Below are 18,553 nucleotides of genomic sequence, written 5' to 3'. Positions count from 1 at the left end.
AGGAGCCTAGGGTTCGTCATGTGTCGCGCTCATGGGGCGCTCGTGAAGTCTCCGTCACCCTCCCCGGGGCGGGGGGCGCGGCCGCGTTGGGGGCCCGGCCGGGGGCGGCGCCCCGCCTGGGCAGGCGCCCGGGCCGGGGCAGGCGGCCGGTCCGGGGAGCCTCGCGCGGCACCGGCATCACCATCCGCACCGCCAGCCCCGGCTGGCGCGGATACAGGCGCAGCGTGCCGCCATGCAGGTGCACGATCGCCTGCACCAGCGACAGGCCCAGCCCGGCGCCGGGCGTGTTGCGCGCGGACTCGGCGCGGAAGAACCGTTCCGAAGCGCGGGCAAGGTCGGCCTCGTTCATGCCGATCCCCTCGTCGGTGACGGCAATCGATACCACGTCGCGGGTCGGCGTGGCCATGCTGGCGGCCACGCCGGGCAGGGCGGGCCCCAGGGCGGCGGCCAGGGTCACGGTGCCGCCGGCGGGCGAGAACTTGATGGCATTGTCCAGCAGGTTGGCCACCGCCTGCTGCATCATCGCCCGGTCGCCGTAAAAGGGCAGGGCGGGCGGCAGGCGCAGCACCAGCCGGATCTGCCGCTCCTCGGCCACGGCTTCGTACAGGTCGCCGATATCGGCCAGCAGCGGCACCAGGTCGAACGGCGCGAAGGCCGACCGGCGCGACCCGGCCTCGATCTGCGCGATGCGCAGCAGGGCCTCGAACACGGCGGTCACATTGTCCAGGTCGCCCACCGCGCGCTCCACGGCCGCGCGCAGCTCGCCGCTGTCGCGGGCATGCAGGGCGGCGTCCTCAAGCTGGGTGCGGGCGCGGGTAATCGGCGTGCGCAAATCGTGGGCGATGGCGTTGGACACCTGCCGCACGCCGTCCATCAGGCGCACGATGCGGTCCAGCATCTCGTTGATCGCCTCGGCCACCTGGTCCAGCTCGTCGCCGTTGCCCACCAGCGGCATGCGGCGCGACAGGTCGCCATGCGCGATGGCCGACGTCGTCTGCGCCACCGACTTGATCATGCGGCGGAACATGCTGTGCACCAAAGCGGCGCCGCTGATCGCCAGCAGCGTGACCATCATCCACGCCCACAGCAGCGAATCCGTCAGCAGCCGGCGCAGCACCGCGCGGGCCCGCACGTCGCGCCCCACCAGCAGCCGAAAGCCGCCGGGCAGGTTGAAGGCATGGATCTGCGCGGTATCGCGCATGCCGGCACGCGTGACCTCCAGCGAATACCAGCGGTCGTTGCGCACGACCTGCGCCGGCCATTCCGACAGGTTGCCGGCCAGCCGGTGGCCGGTCGGGTCCACCATCAGGTAGATCGCGTCGTCGTCCAGGTTCTGTTCCAGCCGATCGTCGATCGTCAGGGCCAGCGTCGGCAGCCCGCCCTCGGTCCAGCGCTGGCTCAGGGCCCGCGCATCGGCATTGATCGCGGTTTCCACCTGCCGTTCCAGAAACCCGATCGTGCCCCACCAGATGAAGGACATGAACAGGATCGACGACAGGGCGAACAGCAGCCCATAGCCCAGCGAGAAGCGCAGCCCCGCCGAGCGCGGAAGCCGGAACCGCCGCCGCGCGCCGCCGCCCGCGAATGCCTGCCGTGCGGAAGACATGACCGGTCGCGCGATCCCGCCCCTAGCGCCCGGCCGTGCGGGGCCGGGTCGACCCGGCGCGCAGGGCGGTCTTCGGGGCAGCGGGGCAGTGGGGGGCGTGCGGGCGCATGCGGCCTGGTCCTGTTCAGTCGGCGCGCAGCATGTAGCCGGCGTTGCGGATGGTATGGATCAGCGGCGAGTCGAAGGGCTTGTCCACCTTCTGCCGCAGGCGCGAGACGTGGACGTCGATGACATTGGTCTGCGGGTCGAAATGATAGTCCCACACGCCTTCCAGCAGCATGGTGCGGGTCACGACCTGCCCGGCATGGCGCATCAGATATTCCAGCAGCCGGAATTCGCGCGGTTGCAGGTCGATCCGCTGGCCGCCGCGCCGCACGCTGCGCGACAGCAGGTCGATCTCCAGGTCCGCCACGCTCAGGCGCGTCTGCGGCGCGTTCTCGCTGCGGCCGCGGCGCGACAGGGCCTCGACCCGCGCCAGCAATTCGCTGAAGGCGAAGGGTTTGGTCACGTAATCGTCGCCGCCCGCCTTCAGCCCCTGCACCCGGTCGTCGACATCGGCCAGCGCCGACAGCAGCAGGACCGGGGTGGTGTTGTTCTGCGCGCGGATGGTCTCCAGCAGCCGCAGCCCGTCGATGCCGCCCGGCAGCATGCGGTCCAGGATGATCAGGTCGAAATTCTCGCTGACCGCCAGGAACAGCCCGTCCTTGCCGTTATCCACCGGCTCGACCAGGTGCCCGGCCTCGCGCAGGCCCTTGGCGACGAAATTGCGTACGGTCGGATCATCCTCGACGACCAGGATATGCATGTCGGTCCCGCTCCGGTCTGGCTTCGCATCGGCACGGTCGAAGCACGCTTCTCCGCACCAACCGACGAGCTTACCTTGCCTGCGGGGGGCTGGCCAGAGCGGGCCGGGTTGCTAGTCGTCCATGTCGGCCGGGCGATGGCCGACGACGACCGGCACCGTCGCGTCCGTCCCCCGGCGGCGGATATGCACCAGCACGGTCGATCCCGGCCGTTCGGCCGCCACGGCGCGGATCAGGGCGCGCGCGCTGTCCACCGGCTCCTCGCCCACCGTCAGCACGATGTCGCCGGTCCTCAGCTTCGCCTTTTCCGCCGGCCCGCCCCGGTCGATGTCGGTGATGCGCACGCCGGCATGCCCGTCGCCGTCGGCCAGGGTCACGCCCAGCCAGCCGCGATCGATATGCCCGCTGCGCCGCAGTTCGGCGACGATGGGCGCCACGATTTCCGAGGGAATGCCGAAGCCGATCCCCACCGACCCGCCGGTGGGCGAGACGATGGCGGTATTCAGCGCCACCACCTGCCCGCCGAGATTGAAGGACGGCCCCCCCGAATTGCCGGGATTGATCGGGGCGTCCAGTTGCAGGAAATCGTCGAACGGGCTGGCCCCGATATCGCGCCCGCGCGCCGAGACGATGCCCGCCGTGACCGAGGAGCCGAGGCCGAACGGATTGCCCGCCGCCATGATCCAGTCCCCGACATTGACCTGCCGGCTGTCGCCCCAGGTGACATAGGGCAGCGGGTGCGGCGCTTGGATGGTGATGACGGCAATATCGGTCAGGTCGTCGCTGCCCACCAGCCGCGCCGGATATTCCGTGCCGTCGGATAGCGAGACGGTAATGCGGTCGGCCTCGCCCACCACATGGGTATTGGTCACGATCACGCCGCCGGGGTCGATGATGAAGCCCGACCCGGCACCCAGCATTTCCTCGCCGCGCGAGCGCATCCGGTCGCGGAACCGGTGTTCGAAGGGCGTGCCCTTCACGCCCGGCGGCACCGGCTGCCGCTTGCCGGGGTTATCCGCATCCTGCGTCACGGCGATATTGACCACCGCCGGCACCACCTTGCGTACCAGCGGCGCGAAGGTCAGCGGCCCCGAGGTCACGACCGGCGGCACCGGCGGCGCGAATAGCGCGGCATCGTCCGCCCGGGCGGGCCCGGCCAGCAGGGCGGCGGCCAGGACGGACGGGGCCAGGACGGACGGGGCGAGGAAAAAGGGCCGGCTAGCCGTGCGCCGCATGGGCTGGACATCCTGGTCGGGGCGCATGGTCGGCGCGTTGTATTGCCCCACGATACCGCAGGATCGCGGGCCCGTCATGGGCGCCCGGGCCGTCGCGCCCCGGTGGGCGGCGCGGCCTCGGCCGGGTTCTCGGGCCAGTCGTGGCGCGGATAGCGGCCGCGCATGTCGCGGCGCATGTCCGCCCACCCCCCGGTCCAGAAACCCGCAAGGTCCGCCGTGATCGCCTGCGGCCGCCCGGCGGGCGACAGCAGCGCGATCTGCAGTTTCACCTGCCCGTCGGCCAGGCGCGGTGTCGCGCGCAGCCCGTAGAAGGTCTGCGCCCGGGCCGAGGCCGTGGGCACCGGCTGGGTATAGTCGATCGGCACCCGCCCGCCGGGCAGGTCCAGGCCCGGCGGCAGGGCCCGGTCCAGCCAGACCAGCTGCCGATGGTCCAGCCGCGCCCGCAGCATCGCCAGCACGTCCAGCGCCGCGACCTCCGACAGGCGGCTCAGGCCGCCCAGCCACGGGGCCAGCCAGGTCGCGGCCCCGGCCGCCAGGGCCGCGTCCGACAGGTCGGGCAGCTCCTCCTGCCCCGGCAGGGCGCGCGCCAGCGTGACCCGCGCCTGAAACTGCCGGGCGGCCGGTGTCCAGCCCAGCGTGGTATCCAGCCGGTCGGCCGCCTGCCGCAGCAGCAGGTCCGCCACCTCGTCGGCTGCCGCCGTCACCGTGCGATCGCGCAGCACCAGCGCCCCCAGCCGCAGGCGGCGGCGCGCCAGCACCGCGCCGGTCACCGGGTCCAGTGTCGTCTCCACCTGTTCGGTGGCGCGGCGGCGGATCGTCTCGGGCAGCGCATCCGGGTCCAGCTTCGCGGCCAGGCGGATTTCCGCCGCCGTGCGCACATGCAGCGTCGCCACCGCCAGCAGCCCGGCATCGGCCAGCGTGTCCGCCCGCCCCAGCCGCGCCCCGCCGCCGCCCGACAGGCGAAAGCTGCCGGCCTCTCCCCGCCGCTGCGCGATCCGGTCGGGGAAGGCGGCAGCCAGCAGCGCCGCCGCATCGCCCTGGGCCGCGACATTGGCGCGCAGCCCCAGCCGCCGCCGATACTGGTTCGCCGCCTGGCGAATGCGCGCCAGCGCCCCCCGGTCGGCATCGGGGTGATCGCCCCCGGCAATCAGCTCCAGCCGCAGCGCGATGTCGGCGGGCGGCACGGGGGCCGCGCCGCCCCTGCCCCCCGGGGCCGGGCGGGCGCGCAGCGGGTCGCGCTCCTCCAGCAGGGCGGCCAGGTCGGCGGCCAGCGCGGCCTCGCTCGCATCGCGGGCCGACAGCATCATCGCCGCCAGGCGCGGGTGCGCGCCCAGTGCGGCCATCCGCTCGCCCTCCGGGGTCACGCGCGCATCGTCGTCCATCGCCCCCAGCGCGCCCAGCAGGGCCCGCGCGGCCTCGAACGCGCCGTTGGGCGGGGTGTCGGGCAGGGGCAACTGCTCGGGCGGCGTGCCCATGGCGGCCTGCCAGGCGGCGGTGTCCAGCCGCAGGCCGGTCAGCTCGGCATCCAGGATTTCCGGCCGGTCGTGCGGGGCCATGCCGCGCCCGGTCGCCTCGGTCCACAGGCGTATCCCCACCCCCGGCGCCTCGCGCCCCGCGCGGCCGGCGCGCTGGGTGGCGGCGGCGCGCGAAATCCGCACCGTGTCCAGCCGCGTCAGGCCGGTGCCGGGGTCCAGGCGCGGGCTGCGCCGCCAGCCGCCATCGACCACCACCCGCACCCCCGGCACGGTCAGCGATGTCTCGGCGATCGAGGTCGCCAGGATCACCCGCCGCCCCGTCCCCGGCCGGGGGCGCAGCACGCGGTCCTGGTCGCCCGGCGGCATCTCGCCATACAAAGGCAGGATCTCGGCCGGCGCCCCCGCCAGCGCCGCCTGCGCCCGGCGGATCTCGCCGACCCCGGGCAGAAAGGCCAGGATGTCGCCCTCATGCTCGGCCAGTGCGGCGCGGATCGCCCGCGCCATGGCATCGGGCAGATCGCGCAGATGGGTAATGTCGCGCGCCGCATGCACGATCGTGACCGGAAAGGCCCGTCCCGCGCTTTCGATCAGGCTGGCGCCCATCAGCGCCGACAGCGCGGCGCCATCCATGGTGGCCGACATCGCCACCAGCCGCAGGTCGGGCCGCAGGCTGCGCTGGGTATCCAGGCAGAAAGCCAGCGCCGCGTCCGCATCCAGCGAGCGCTCGTGGATTTCGTCCAGGATCACGCAGGCCACGCCGTCCAGCGTCGGGTCGGACAGCAGGCGCCGCACCATCAGCCCCTCGGTCACGACCTCGATCCGCGTGCGGTCCGACACGGCGGATTCCAGCCGGGTGCGATAGCCCACCAGCCCGCCGGCCTCCTCGCCGATCAGCGCCGCCATGCGCTGGGCCGCCGCGCGGGCGGCCAGCCGGCGCGGCTCCAGCATCACGATCCGCCCGTCGCCGCGCCAGGGCGCGTCCAGCAGCGCCAGCGGCACGGTGGTGGTCTTGCCCGCGCCCGGCGGGGCCACCAGCACGGCCGAGGGCGTTTCCATCAGGCTGGCGCACAGGTCGGGCAGGATCGCGCCGACCGGCAACCCGGCCGGAATCGCAAGCCGGGAGGGAGCGGGGCTTTGCAGGGCGGGATCGAATTCCATATCCTGCTTATGCGTCCATGGCCTGGAACCGGCAATCCACCGGCTTGCACCGCCGTTCCGCCACTGGTCCCATCCTGATTTTCCGGAGCCTCCGTTCTTGATCCTGTCCCGGTTCATGTCCGCGTTCGCGGCGCCCTGCCCATCCCGGTCGCCCCTGTCCGGTTCGCTGCTGTCGTGGCTGGCGCCGATGATGGTCGTCCTCTCCCTCGCCCCCGTCCCCCACGCGCGGGCGGCCGAGAGCGCCGCGCAGACCAGCGAGCGCGACATCGCCACCCTCGTCACCGATACCGACCATTACCGCCCCGGCGCGCCGCTGCATGTCGGCCTGCGCCTGCGGCTCAAGCCCGGCTGGCACACATACTGGATCAACCCCGGCGACGCGGGCGAGGCCCCGACCCTCGCGGTGCAGGCCGGCGGCGGGGCCACCGGCACCTCGGGCGCCATCGCGTGGCCGGCGCCCGAGCGCCTGCGCGACGGGCCGCTGATGTCCTACGGCTATACCGGCGACGTGCTGCTGCCGGCCACATTGCAGCCCACCGGCGCGGGCGACGGGCCCATGGTGCTGAAGGCGACCGCCGAATGGCTGGTCTGTGCCTCGGTCTGCGTGCCCGAGCAGGGGCAGTTTACCCTGACCCTGCCCGCCGGCGACCCGTCTCCCTCGGCCGAGGCACCGCAATTCGCGCGCGCGGCCCAGGCCCGGCCGCTGGACTCCCCCTTCGCCGCCACCATCGCGCCCGACGGCACGCTCAGCCTGACGGGCGCGGGCCTGGGCCGCACCGCCGTGCAGGACGCATGGTTCATGCCCCTGACCACCGGCGCCATCGACCAGGACGCCGACCAGCCGCTGAAGGTCGCGGACGGCACGCTGACCCTGGCGCTGAAGCCCGGCGACGCCTTCCACGCCGCCCCGACGCTGGACGGCGTGCTGATGCTCAAGGACCCGGCGGGCGAGGTCCGCGCGCTGGCCATCTCCGCCCGCCCCGGCCCGGCCATGGCCGCTCCCGCCGCGCCTCCCGCCGCCCCGGCCGCGACCGTGCCCCTGCCCGCGCCGCAGGGCGCGGCGGGCGGCCTGCGCATGCTGCTGCTGGCCTTCGCGGGCGGGCTGATCCTGAACCTGATGCCCTGCGTGTTCCCGGTCCTGATGATGAAGGCGATGGCCCTGACCCGCCTGGCCGGCGCGCACACCATGGCCCGCCTGGCCGGGGCCGGGGCCTATGCCGCCGGCGTGGTCGGCGCGTTCATGGTGCTGGGCGGCATCATGCTGACCCTGCGCGCGGCCGGCGCGGTGGCCGGCTGGGGCTTCCAGTTCCAGTCCGCCGCCTTCGTCGCCGCCGTGTGCTGGCTGCTGTTCGCGGTCGCGCTCAACCTGCTGGGCGTGTTCGGCATGGGCAACGGCATCGCCGCACTGGGCGGCGCCGGGGTCACGCGCGGCGGCTATCTGGGCGATGCCATGACCGGGGTGCTGGCGGTGCTGGTGGCCACGCCCTGCACCGCGCCCTTCATGGGCGCCGCCATCGCGGGCGCGCTCACCGCGCCGGCGTGGGTGGCCATGGCGGTGTTCGTCGCCATGGGCGCCGGGCTGGCCGCCCCCTATCTGGTCCTCGCCGGGGTGCCCGCGCTGGCACGCTACCTGCCGCGCCCCGGCGCATGGATGGACATCCTGCGCCAGGGGCTCGCCTTTCCGATCCTGGCCACCTGTGTGTGGCTGATGTGGGTGCTGGCGTTGCAGGCCGGGGCCACCGCCATCGCGGTGCTGGGCACCGGGCTGGTGCTGGTCGGGCTGGCGGCGTGGCTGACCGGCCTGGCCCAGGGCATGGCGATGCAGGACGGCCCTGCGCGGCAGATCCGCCTGTGCCGCGCCCTGGCCCTGACGGCGCTGGCGGTGGCCATGGCCATGCTGCCCGGCCTGCGCGCGGCCCCTGCCGGCGCCGATACCGGCCTGGTCGCCTCCGGCCCCGCCGGGACCGAGCCCTTCTCGCCCACCCGCCTGGCCGCGCTCCAGGCCCAGGGGCGGCCCGTCTTCGTCGACATGACGGCGGCCTGGTGCATCTCATGCCTGGTCAACGAACGGGTGGCCCTCTCGTCGGCCCCCGTGCAGGCCGCCTTCCGCGCGCAGCATGTGGTCTACATGAAAGGCGACTGGACCAACCGCGACGCCACCATCAGCGCGTTTCTGGAATCCCACGGCCGGGCCGGGGTGCCGTTCTACGTCTATTACCCGCCGGGCGACGCCAAGGGCCGCATCCTGCCGCAGATCCTGACCAGCGGGTTGGTGCTGGATGCGCTGAAAGGCTAAGGCGGGCGAGCGTTCTCGTTCTTTTTTGAAAAAAAGAACCAAAAAACCTTGATTCGTTCAGGGACATCGCGTGTCCCGGCAAAAAATCCCTAAACGAATCAAAAGTCTTTTTGCTTCTTTTTCTTCAGAAAAAGAAGAGAGTAAGGGGGGCAAAGAAACCCGGCCCCCATCACATCAGTAACCCGAACTATTATCCGGCGCAGCAGGCGCGGTCCCGGGCGGCAGGGTCAGATAACCCGGCTGCGGCGACTTCATGCGCGGCGCCGGCGCGGCCTCGGGGCCGCCGGTCGGGAAGATCGCATTGGGTTCGCTGGGCACCGCAGGCGCCGGCGGCGCGGCAGGCGCGGCAGCGGGCACCGCAGGGGCGGCTGCGGCGGCGGCCGGTGCGGCGACGGCCGCCGGATCGGGGGTGCCGGGCAGGCCCAGTTGCTGCTGCTGGATCGCGCTCGGCGTGGTGCCGGCGGTATCGACCAGCCAGTCGTTCAGATGATGCCGGACCTGGAATTCCAGCTCGACATTCATGTCCTTCATCATCTGCGAGGTGATGGAGTACAGATTGGCCGGCGAATCCGCGTTGCCGTCGCTGTCCGAGGCCGTGGAGCTGAAGGTGCGCCGGACATGGGCCTCGGCATAGCCCTGGCGCTGGCCGTTGGGGCTGGTGACGTCCAGATGCACGTCCATCTGCCCCTCCAGCGTCCCGCCCGGCTGATGCAGGATCGAGGCCCGGTCGATGGTAAAGGTGGCGCCGCCGGTGCTGCCGGCCGCCATCAGCCGGTCGGCGGCCATATGTTGCAGCGCCTGGTCGGGCGGCGTGGGCGCGCGGCCCGAGATATCGCCCGGCACGCTGCCCGGCTGCCCGTTATCGACCGTGTTGATCGTCGCCACGTTCAGGCGCAGCACCGGCAGGTAATCGTAGCGCATGGGCGCGAAATTCGGCGGAGGCGTGTCGCTGCACGCCGCAAGCGGCAGCAGCGGACAGGCGAGCAGAAGCAGCATGGGCAACCGGGCAGCCCGGCGGGACGGACGCATGAAGGGGGTTCTCCGACGGTGGGATCGATACAGGACGTCCCGGGAAAACTGCCGTTCCGTGCCCGCCCGGTCAATCCGTCACGGGGCCGCTGACCTCATCGCGGCCGAAGCGGAAGCTGATATTGCAGAACGCGCAATGCATGCTGATGGTGCCGTCCTCGGCCATATGGTCCAGGTCCTCGCGGCCGAACGTCTCCAGAATGCCCGACAGCCGCGCCCGGCTGCACCGGCAGCCGAAGGCCAGCGCGCGGGGCCGGTCGGCGCAGACATCCTCGGAATGGAACAGGCGATAGAGCAGCGTGTCGGACGACAGATGGTCGTCCAGCAGCTCCGCATCCGTCACCGTCGCCGCCAGCGTGACGGCGGTCGACCAGGTATCGTCCTCGTCGCCCTCGGGCGGCGTCTGCGCCGCCAGGCCGCCTTCGGTCGCGATACGCTCCAGGATCAGGGCCGAGGCCCGCCAGCCGGCATCGGTATGCGCGCAGGCCAGTCGTACCCAGCAGGCATGCTGTTCGCTGGTCTCGAAATAATGGGCAGCCATGTCCGACAGCGACGTCCCGGCGATCGCGACGATGCCCTGGTGCAGGTCGGTATCCGGCCCCTGGTCGACCGTGAAGGCCAGATACCCGCTGCCCAGCAGCCGCGCCGCGTCGGCATCGGGGTCGGTCGCCGCCAGCGCCGCCACCGCGTCGTCGTCGGAATGGGCATGAAAGCGCAGCGCGCCGGCATGGGTGCAGTCCGCCACCAGCAGCGAGACCGGGCCATCCCCCTTGGCCTGGAGCGAGAACGACCCCTGGAATTTCAGGGCGGATGCCAGCCCGCCCACCAGCGCCAGCGCCTCGCCCGCCAGGCGCAGCACGATATCGGGGTTGTCGTGCCGGCTCAGCAGCGCATCCGCCAGCGCCCCCAGCCGCACCAGCCGCCCCCGCACCGGCCGCCCGGCCAGATAGAACGGCGTCACGCCCTGCGGAATCACCAGGTCGGGCACATCCGGCCGATGGGCATCGAGAAAGGCGGGGGTATCGATCATGCGGTGGTTCCGGATAGGGGCAAGGGCATACCGCGGCGGGGCATGCCTGCGTTTCAGATGCGCGCGCTGATTTCGGCTTCCAGGGCTTCCAGCCGGATTTCGAAGGCACGCAGCGCCTCGGGCCCGATTTTCTCGCGGGTGGCCAGGGCCTTCAGCAGTGCCTGCCGGCAGCGATCGTGCCCTGCATCCAGGTCTTCGCTCCGGGGCGCGGTGGCCAGGCAGTCCAGATAGGCGTTGCGCAGCACCATCACCCCCGGCCCCGAACAGGGCAGGGTGGCGAAGGCGGCCTCGACGCTTCCTTCCACCCAGCCGGGGGTGGACGGAACATCCTCGGTGGTCGTGGGGTGGGCGGGCGTCTCGGCCGGTCCTGTCATCGCGACGGTTCCTCTTCTCCGCAATCCTGCCAGTGCTCGCCGCCCAGCGCCCAGGCCAGCAGGCCCTTCTGCGCATGCAGGCGGTTCTCGGCTTCGTCGAACACCACCGAATGGGGGCCTTCGAACACCTCCTCGGTCACTTCCTCGCCGATATGGGCCGGCAGGCAGTGCATGAACAGCGCATCGGGGGCGGCCAGCGCCATCAGCCCGCCCGTCACCCGGTAGGCGTCGAAGGCCAGCAGCCGCTGCGCGGACTCACTGTCGGACATGCTGACCCAGGTATCGGTCACGACGCAGTCCGCACCCGCCACGGCCTCGCGCGGGTCGGTGGTCAGGGTGATCTCGGCACCCCCCTGTCGGGCCCAGGCCACGGTCTCGGCCGGCGGCGCATGGCGCTCCGGCGTGGCCAGGCGCAGGCGGAAGCCGAACAGACGCGCCGCCTCGATGAAGGAGGTGGCGACATTGTTGCCATCCCCGATCCAGGCGACGGTGCGCCCGGCGATCGGCCCGCGATGCTCCTCGAACGTCATGATGTCGGCCAGGATCTGCACCGGGTGCGAATGGGGCGTCAGCCCGTTGATCACCGGCACGCTCGACCAGTGCGCCAGCTCGCGCAGCGCCGCCGCGTTGCCGGTGCGCAGCACGATGGCATCGACGAAGCGCGACAGCACGCGGGCGGTGTCGGCAATCGTCTCGCCCCGCCCCAGCTGCATGTCGGCGGGCGACAGCAGGATCACCTCGCCGCCCAGCTGCCGCATCCCGACCTCGAAGGAAACCCGGGTGCGGGTCGACGGCTTGGACAGCATCAGCCCCAGCGTGCGGCCCAGCAGCGGCAGGCGCGGGTGCAGCGGGCGCGCCCGCCCATGCTGCATGCGCTTGATGCGGCTGCCCAGGTCCAGGATGGCGCGCAGGGTCGCACCGTCGAAATCGCGCAGTTCCAGAAAATGGCGCGGCGCGGCCCGGGTGGCGGGCGAGGCAGGCAGCGCGTTCATGCCGCATCCTCCGCCGAGGCGGCCTGATGGGCGCGCAGGCGCAGCGCCGCACGGCGCAGCCGGCGCCCGGCCTCGGCGCAATCTTCCTCGGTCAGCACCAGCGGCGGCACCAGGCGCAGCACGTTGTCGCCGGCGGTGACGGTCAGCACGCCCTCATGCAGGGCCGCGTCCTGCATCAGCCCGACCGGGACCAGGCAGCGCAGGCCCAGGATCAGCCCGATGCCGCGCCACTGGGCGAACAGGTCCGGAAATTCGTCGACCAGCGCATCCAGCACCTGCGCCAGCTGCGTGCCGCGCGTCTGCACCTGGTCCAGGAAACCGGGGGCCAGCAGCACGTCCAGCACCACGTTGGCCGCCGCACAGGCCAGCGGCCCGCCGCCGAAGGTGGTGCCGTGCGACCCCGCCGTCAGGTATTTCGCGGTCGCCTCGGTGGCCAGGATGGCCCCCATGGGAAAGCCGCCGGCAATGCCCTTGGCGGTCGACAGCACGTCCGGCGTCACCCCCGACCATTCATGGGCGAACAGCCGGCCGGTCCGGCCCATGCCGCTCTGCACCTCGTCCATGCCCAGGAACAGGCCGAACTCGTCGCAGGCGGCGCGGACCTCCTGCAGAAAGCGCGGATCGGCGATGTTGACGCCGCTCTCGCCCTGCACCGGCTCGATCATGATGCCGGCGGTCTCGGGCGTGATGGCGGCGCGCAGCGCGTTCATGTTGTTCATCGGCACATGGTCAAATCCCTCGACCACGGGGCCGAACCCGTCGAGATATTTCGGGTTGCCGGTGGCCGACAGCATCGCCAGCGTGCGGCCGTGGAAGGCGCCGTTGAAGCAGATGATCCGCGTGCGCTCCGGGTGGCCGCCATGGGCCTGGGCGCGGCGGATGATCTTGACCATGCCTTCGTTCGCCTCGGCGCCCGAATTGCAGAAGAACACGCTGTCGGCAAAGCTGGCGGCGACCAGCCGCGCGGCCAGCCGCTCGGCCTGCGGCACGCGGTACAGGTTGGACACATGCATCACCCGACCCGCCTGCTGGGCGATGGCCGCGACCAGCTGCGGATGGTCGTGCCCCAGCGACGAGGTCGCGATCCCCGCGCCCAGGTCCAGGAATCGTCGCCCGTCCACCGTGTACAGCCAGGAGCCTTGGCCCCGCTCGAAAGCGAGATCGGCACGGTTGTAGGTGGGCATCAGGGCGGGGATCATGGAGGTCGGAACCTTATCGTTTCGTTGTCCGGCTTCGTCGGATGTCGGCGTGGTTGATCATGGCGAACGCGAAATGGCCCACGCGCCGCGGCGGGTGGGCCATTTCGCCTCCACCCGCATGATGTGGGTGGGCAAGGCTTCAAGTCAAATTCTCTGTGGGCCGCCGCCCGCGTAACGGCCATGCGGCCCGCGCGCCGGGACATCCCGGCGCGCGGGTCCGAGGGGGGGGCTTACAGCGAGGCGATCACTTTCAGGCCCACCACGGCGGCATCGGGAATATGCGACGTCTCGCCGGGGCGGATCATGTACTGGAACTCCGGCTGGATCAGCAGCCCCGGACAGGCATCGACCCCGTAATACGCCTCGATGACGTGGGAGTCGGTCTGCGGTGCCAGCACCTGGCTGCCCAGCGACAGGCCGGCATCCTGGGCGATGGTCTGCCCTTCGCGCTTGCGGTCGCTGACATGGTACCAGGAATACAGGATGCCCACCCGGTCGGTCACGCGCCCCGGGATCAGCCCGTTGAACGACAGGCCGCCATAGGCCTCGTCGGAAATCGACGAGACATGCGGCGTGTTGTGGATATAGCCGGCCATCAGGTAGCCGCCGGCCATCTGCCCGCGTCCGCCCATGCGGTAGATCATCTGGTCGCTTTCGAACCAGAACATGTCCATCGGCGCGCTGTGCTCACGCCCCGGCTGCGAAACCAGATAGCCCGGCTTGGTCCCCAGCGCGTCGGCATAGCGCGTGGTGTCGTGGGCATAGCCGACGACATAATGGCCCGGCAGCTTGTCGCGCGTTAGGTACGGCTCCCATGTGAATTCCGCCGGCAGCATCAGGCCGGTGGGGGTTTCGCTGGCCCACGCCCAGCCGCTGGGGCCGTCGGCCAGCGGCTGGACCTCGTAGGCACCCACCTGGATGGCGGTGTCGCGCGTGGGGCGGAAGCGCGCCCGCGCGCCCCAGGTCGCCTTGGGATACACGGCAAAGCCCGGGTCGACCTTCAGCGCGACGGGCGCCGAACAGGTGACCATGAACGAGCAGATCAACGGCGAGGTCGCGAAGACATGGGTCAGCGACATGCGGCCGAACGCGACATCCAGCCGGTTGTCGAAGGCTTTTTTCTCGGCATAGAAATCGACCAGATGCGCCACGACATGGCCCGACAGGCCATAGACCTCCATCAGGTTCACATAGTAATCGCCGACCAGGTCATGCGAGACCTCGCGCCCGGCACGGTTCATCACCAGCGTATGGATGGTCCAGCCGTTCAGGGCCCGCGACATCTTTCCCAGGTCGAAATTCATCTGCAGCGTGAATTCGTGCACGTAATCCATGCCGCGACGGATGCCGCCATTGATGTCGGCCATCCCTTCCCCCTTGTACGTCAGGGAGAATGTAAATCCTTTCTGCTGCAAGCGCTCGCGAAAGGGCATGATCTGCGGCAGCAGGTGCCCGGCGGCACCGGTCGGCACGTAATAGGGATCGGTCATGTCGGTGCGGCGCTGCGCGTCCACTTCCGAGGGCAGCAGCCACGACAGGCCTTCCTGGTCGGTCAGGGCATCCAATTCGATCGCATGATGATGCGCACTGCGATCATAGGCATTCGCAGCCTGGGTACCGGGCGCGGCCTTGCCGGGCTTCGTCGCCTGCGCGGCGCCGCGCGGCTGGATCAGCACACCGGGATGGGACGGGTCTGTACCGGTATCCAGCCCGGTCTTCGCGATGGGGGCAGTGGCCTGGGTGGTGGCGGCGGCGGCGGAAAGGGTTCCGGCTTCGCCCGCCAGCCCGACAAGGGCGGCCAGCCATAGTCCGCCGGCAGTCAACCGGCGCAACGCATGGGGGAGTAAAGTTTCGCCGCTTGGTCGGGCCGTGAAAGTTGTCACAACGACGAGGCTCCATTATTGTTATATAGTAACCTAACTAACGGTAACAAGAACACTATGATCCCCTTTTTTTCAAGAGGAGGGGCCGCTGAATTGGTGGCGGAGACTTGTTATTACAATAATACGCCCCCGCGCCCGTCACGACGACAGCATCGACGACCACATCGCGGCCGACAGCCTCCTGCCACGGCGCATGCTGGCAGGATCGCGGCTTTTCCACAGAGGGGGAGGGGACGCATGTCCGGACCGGATCGGCATGAAAACGAAATGCCGCCGCCGGAGGCCGTGGGGCAGAGGAGGGCACTCTGCGTCTATGAATTAATTTTTATTCATATTTTACGACCGAGTATGAACTGGATGTAATTTTCCCACGCCCCATTCCGGTTCGCGCACCCGCCCTGTTCCAGGGGGTACACGACAGGCATGAGGAGACGAAAATTGCCCCAATGACGTAGAAATTCTGTTTTTCCTGTCACAAAAACAGAGCAACCGGGGGCCGATGTAAAATACTTAAACCGGCATTGATCGATACCTAATCGGTATCGATGGTCGCGGCCGCTCCGGCGGCCGCCTGGGCGGCGCCCGGGGCGAAAGTAAAAAAATTATTATAAAACAGGTTTCTGCGTTGGAATCCCTTGCGGAATGCCGTCTGCCCGACCTGTCCCGCACCGGTCATGCGGCCCGTCGGGGGCGCTCATCACAAGCATGTGACGGCTCTCTCCCCCGCGTCCTGCATCCCCTTGCGGCCCGGATGACAGAACGCGGCACACGAAAAAGCAGCCAATGGGGTATTGATTAAAAAATATTAATGAAAATCGTAACAATGTTTCCTTTCGCGTTATGGAAAGACGGGGGGAACAGGCGTAGACATCCCGAAAGTTATCGGACGGAAGATTAAAGCATTCGCATGCTTCCGGACCCGGTCCGGCTTGGCCTGAACGCGACGCGTGTGACAGCGAAGCCTCCAACCTTGGAACGATAGAATGGACAATACAGCGAATCATCGATCTAGGATCAGTGACGGATGCCGGATTGCGTTCGCCCTGATCAGCCTGGCCGTGGGTCTGGCCCTTGCCGCAGGCGGGTTCCGGCTCGTCACGCTTGGCGGCTCGTTCTATTATTTTCTGGCCGGCCTCGCCTATGTGGCGCTGGGCGCGCTCTACCTGGTCCGCAGCCGCGTCTCCTTGGCGCTCTCCCTGTCGGTCGCGATCTTCGCCGCCACGTTCGTCTGGGCGCTCTACGACGCGCCGCAGTTCGCCTTCTGGCCGCTGCTGCCGCGCCTGACGGTTCCCGCCATCCTGTTCATGCTCAGCCTGCTGCTGACGGCGGCGCTGCCCTCCGTGCCCTCCGCCACGCGGCGCATCAGCGCGGGCGGCGGCGTGGCGCTCCTGCTCGGCCTGGTCGTGACCCTGGTCGAAATGTTCTCGCCCCATGGCGGAATCCAGGGCGAGGTTCTGGACAAGAACGCGCGCGTCGCCTCCGTCGTGCCGCCCCAGCCCGACGACTGGCAGTTCTACGGCCGCAATGTCGGCGGCACGCGCTACGTGCCCTATACCCAGATCACCCCGCACAACGTCACCGACCTGAAGGTGGCCTGGGTGTACCACACCGGCCGCCGCACCAAGGGCCCCGGTGCTGGCGTCGATGAAAACACGCCGATGCAGGTCGGTACCACCCTGTATTCCTGCACACCGGAAGACGTGATTTCCGCGATCGATGCCGACAGCGGCAAGCAGGTCTGGAAGTTCGATCCCCACGCCCACACGGCCGAGCATGTCTCGTGCCGCGGCGTCGGCTATTACGACATCACCAAGGATGACAGCCTGACCGACGCGGACAGGCAGGCGGCGGCCGACCAGCCCTGCCAGCAGCGCATCCTGGTCTCGGCGGTCGATGCCCGCCTGTTCGCGCTCGACGCCCATACCGGCCAGCTCTGCACGGGCTTCGGCGAGAACGGCTATGTCGACGTCAAGAAGAACATGGGGCCGACGGAAAACAGCAAGCGCTATCACCCGACGGCGCTGCCGGTCGTCATGGGCCATCTGGCCGTGATCGGCGGCTGGGTGCGCGACATCGTGCATGGCGAGCCCTCGGGCGTGGTCCGTGCCTATGACGTCCGTACCGGCGCCCTGGCCTGGGCGTGGGATGTCGGCGACCCCGACAGCCCGGTTCCGCCCGACCCGGACAAGCAGTTCACGCTGGAAACGCCGAATGTCTGGGCCGTCCCGACCTACGACAAGGCGCTGAACCAGGTCTATCTGCCCACCGGCAACGGCCCGCCCGACTATTGGGGTGGCGACCGCGACGCGGTGAAGAACAAGTTCGGCGCGGCCCTGGTCGCCGTCGACGCCACTACCGGCAAGACCAAATGGGTCCGCCAGCTGATCCATCATGACGTGTGGGATTTCGACCTGCCGTCGCAGCCGGTGATGTACGACGTGACCAATGCGAAGGGCGAGAAGATCCCGTCGCTGATCCAGACCACCAAGACCGGCCATATCTTCGTCATCGACCGCCGCACCGGCGAATTCGTGACCCCGGTCGAAGAACGTCCCGTCCCGACCACCCCGGCCGCGCAGGGCGAGCACCTGTCGCCGACGCAGCCTTTCTCGGTCGGCATGCCCACCATCGGCGCCGATCCGCTGTCCGAGCAGTCGATGTGGGGCGTCAGCACCTTCGACCAGCTCTATTGCCGGATCATGTTCAAGAACTCGGTCTATGAGGGGCCCTTCACCCCGCCGGGCGAGAAACCCTATATCGAGTGGCCCAGCCTGCTGGGCGGCATGAACTGGGGCGGCATCTCGATCGACGAGGCGAACGACATCATGTTCGTCAACGACATGCGCATGCCGCTGCGGATGATGCTGGTCAATCATGAAGACGCCAAGCATTACAAGATCTCGACCGACGAGGTTCCGGGCTTCATGGGCACGCTGCGTCCCCAGGTTGCCGGCCCCTATTCGGGCGTGCGCATCGACATCCTCCAGTCGCCGCTGCAGGTGCCCTGCAACACGCCGCCCTTCGGCACCATGAGCGCCATCGACCTGCGCACCAAGAAGCTGCTGTGGCAGGTTCCGATGGGCACGGCCGAACAGCTCGGCCCGATGGGCGTCAAGAGCCACCTGCCGATCCCGATGGGCATGCCCACGCTGGGCGGCCCGACGACGACGGCCACCGGCCTGGTCTTCTTCGCCGGCACGCAGGATTATTATCTGCGCGCGCTGGACAGCATGACGGGCAAGGAACTGTGGCGCGCCCCGCTGCCGGCCGGCGCGGTCGCTGCCCCGCTGATCTACAAATCCCCCAAGACGGGCAAGGAATATGTCGTGATCTCGGTCGGCGGCGCTGCGCACTCGCCCGACGTAGCCGACGACGTCATCGCCTACGCCCTCCCCGAGGGTGCCACCGCCCAGTAAGGCGCAAACATCAGCGCCATAATCTGGAACGTTCCAACTTCAGCCCCCGCCGTGCCA

The 18,553-nt window shown here is 69.8% G+C and carries 12 protein-coding genes; 2 read left to right on the top strand and 10 right to left on the bottom strand.

The window, feature by feature from the left end:
- Positions 1-16: 16 nt before the first annotated feature.
- From HLH27_RS02550 to hrpB, 4 genes are all read right to left on the bottom strand, one after another.
- Positions 17-1,606 carry a sensor histidine kinase gene (locus tag HLH27_RS02550; RefSeq protein WP_182947560.1) on the bottom strand — a complete coding sequence of 530 codons (1,590 nt, stop codon included), beginning with the start codon at positions 1,604-1,606 and terminating at the stop codon, positions 17-19.
- Positions 1,607-1,730: 124 nt separating this feature from the next.
- Positions 1,731-2,411, bottom strand: coding sequence for a winged helix-turn-helix domain-containing protein (locus HLH27_RS02545; protein ID WP_182947559.1), 681 nt, complete (start codon positions 2,409-2,411; stop codon positions 1,731-1,733).
- 111 nt (positions 2,412-2,522) lie between these two features.
- Positions 2,523-3,722, bottom strand: a complete 1,200-nt coding sequence (locus tag HLH27_RS02540) for a S1C family serine protease (RefSeq protein ID WP_246375383.1) — start codon at positions 3,720-3,722, stop codon at positions 2,523-2,525.
- Positions 3,719-6,277 carry an ATP-dependent helicase HrpB gene (hrpB, locus tag HLH27_RS02535; RefSeq protein WP_182947558.1) on the bottom strand — a complete coding sequence of 853 codons (2,559 nt, stop codon included), beginning with the start codon at positions 6,275-6,277 and terminating at the stop codon, positions 3,719-3,721. Before hrpB ends, HLH27_RS02540 begins: the two co-directional genes overlap by 4 nt.
- 190 nt (positions 6,278-6,467) lie before the next feature.
- Between hrpB and HLH27_RS02530 the strand changes: the two genes are divergently transcribed.
- Entirely contained in the window at positions 6,468-8,573 is a 2,106-nt protein-coding gene (locus HLH27_RS02530; protein WP_246375428.1) for a protein-disulfide reductase DsbD family protein, read from the top strand.
- A gap of 174 nt (positions 8,574-8,747) precedes the next feature.
- On the opposite strand, the gene HLH27_RS02525 is transcribed toward HLH27_RS02530, so the two are convergent.
- The 6 genes from HLH27_RS02525 to HLH27_RS02500 all read right to left on the bottom strand — a co-directional run bounded on the left by HLH27_RS02525 (position 8,748) and on the right by HLH27_RS02500 (position 15,020).
- Positions 8,748-9,602 carry a hypothetical protein gene (locus tag HLH27_RS02525; protein WP_182947557.1) on the bottom strand — a complete coding sequence of 285 codons (855 nt, stop codon included), beginning with the start codon at positions 9,600-9,602 and terminating at the stop codon, positions 8,748-8,750.
- Positions 9,603-9,672: 70 nt separating this feature from the next.
- Positions 9,673-10,632: an Hsp33 family molecular chaperone HslO gene (hslO, locus tag HLH27_RS02520; protein WP_182947556.1), complete on the bottom strand. Its 960-nt coding sequence runs from the start codon at positions 10,630-10,632 to the stop codon at positions 9,673-9,675.
- A gap of 53 nt (positions 10,633-10,685) precedes the next feature.
- Positions 10,686-11,006, bottom strand: a complete 321-nt coding sequence (locus tag HLH27_RS02515) for a hypothetical protein (protein WP_182947555.1) — start codon at positions 11,004-11,006, stop codon at positions 10,686-10,688.
- Positions 11,003-11,998 (bottom strand): ornithine carbamoyltransferase, encoded by a 996-nt coding sequence (argF, locus tag HLH27_RS02510; protein ID WP_182947554.1) that lies wholly within the window; start codon positions 11,996-11,998, stop codon positions 11,003-11,005. Before argF ends, HLH27_RS02515 begins: the two co-directional genes overlap by 4 nt.
- Entirely contained in the window at positions 11,995-13,197 is a 1,203-nt protein-coding gene (locus tag HLH27_RS02505) for an aspartate aminotransferase family protein (protein WP_182947553.1), read from the bottom strand. The genes argF and HLH27_RS02505 overlap by 4 nt, the downstream gene beginning before the upstream one ends.
- A gap of 230 nt (positions 13,198-13,427) precedes the next feature.
- Positions 13,428-15,020, bottom strand: a complete 1,593-nt coding sequence (locus HLH27_RS02500; RefSeq protein ID WP_246375381.1) for a carbohydrate porin — start codon at positions 15,018-15,020, stop codon at positions 13,428-13,430.
- Between the two features lie 1,043 nt (positions 15,021-16,063).
- Between HLH27_RS02500 and HLH27_RS02495 the strand changes: the two genes are divergently transcribed.
- Positions 16,064-18,496 carry a membrane-bound PQQ-dependent dehydrogenase, glucose/quinate/shikimate family gene (locus HLH27_RS02495; protein ID WP_182947551.1) on the top strand — a complete coding sequence of 811 codons (2,433 nt, stop codon included), beginning with the start codon at positions 16,064-16,066 and terminating at the stop codon, positions 18,494-18,496.
- Positions 18,497-18,553 lie beyond the last annotated feature (57 nt).

It is taken from the genome of Gluconacetobacter takamatsuzukensis (assembly GCF_014174275.1).
Taxonomy (GTDB): domain Bacteria; phylum Pseudomonadota; class Alphaproteobacteria; order Acetobacterales; family Acetobacteraceae; genus Gluconacetobacter; species Gluconacetobacter takamatsuzukensis.
The sequence above is the reverse complement of the archived record's forward strand: the minus strand, read 5'-3'. Positions and strand labels throughout refer to the sequence as shown.

Bases quoted from the DNA above. Each gene is read 5' to 3' on its own strand.
- hslO (WP_182947556.1), bottom strand. From the start codon at position 10,632: ATGATCGATACCCCCGCCTTTCTCGATGCCCATCGGCCGGATGTGCCC.
- hrpB (WP_182947558.1), bottom strand. From the start codon at position 6,277: ATGGAATTCGATCCCGCCCTGCAAAGCCCCGCTCCCTCCCGGCTTGCG.
- HLH27_RS02525 (WP_182947557.1), bottom strand. From the start codon at position 9,602: ATGCGTCCGTCCCGCCGGGCTGCCCGGTTGCCCATGCTGCTTCTGCTC.
- HLH27_RS02540 (WP_246375383.1), bottom strand. From the start codon at position 3,722: ATGACGGGCCCGCGATCCTGCGGTATCGTGGGGCAATACAACGCGCCG.
- HLH27_RS02515 (WP_182947555.1), bottom strand. From the start codon at position 11,006: ATGACAGGACCGGCCGAGACGCCCGCCCACCCCACGACCACCGAGGAT.
- HLH27_RS02530 (WP_246375428.1), top strand. From the start codon at position 6,468: ATGGTCGTCCTCTCCCTCGCCCCCGTCCCCCACGCGCGGGCGGCCGAG.
- HLH27_RS02545 (WP_182947559.1), bottom strand. From the start codon at position 2,411: ATGCATATCCTGGTCGTCGAGGATGATCCGACCGTACGCAATTTCGTC.
- HLH27_RS02505 (WP_182947553.1), bottom strand. From the start codon at position 13,197: ATGATCCCCGCCCTGATGCCCACCTACAACCGTGCCGATCTCGCTTTC.
- HLH27_RS02550 (WP_182947560.1), bottom strand. From the start codon at position 1,606: ATGTCTTCCGCACGGCAGGCATTCGCGGGCGGCGGCGCGCGGCGGCGG.
- HLH27_RS02495 (WP_182947551.1), top strand. From the start codon at position 16,064: ATGGACAATACAGCGAATCATCGATCTAGGATCAGTGACGGATGCCGG.
- argF (WP_182947554.1), bottom strand. From the start codon at position 11,998: ATGAACGCGCTGCCTGCCTCGCCCGCCACCCGGGCCGCGCCGCGCCAT.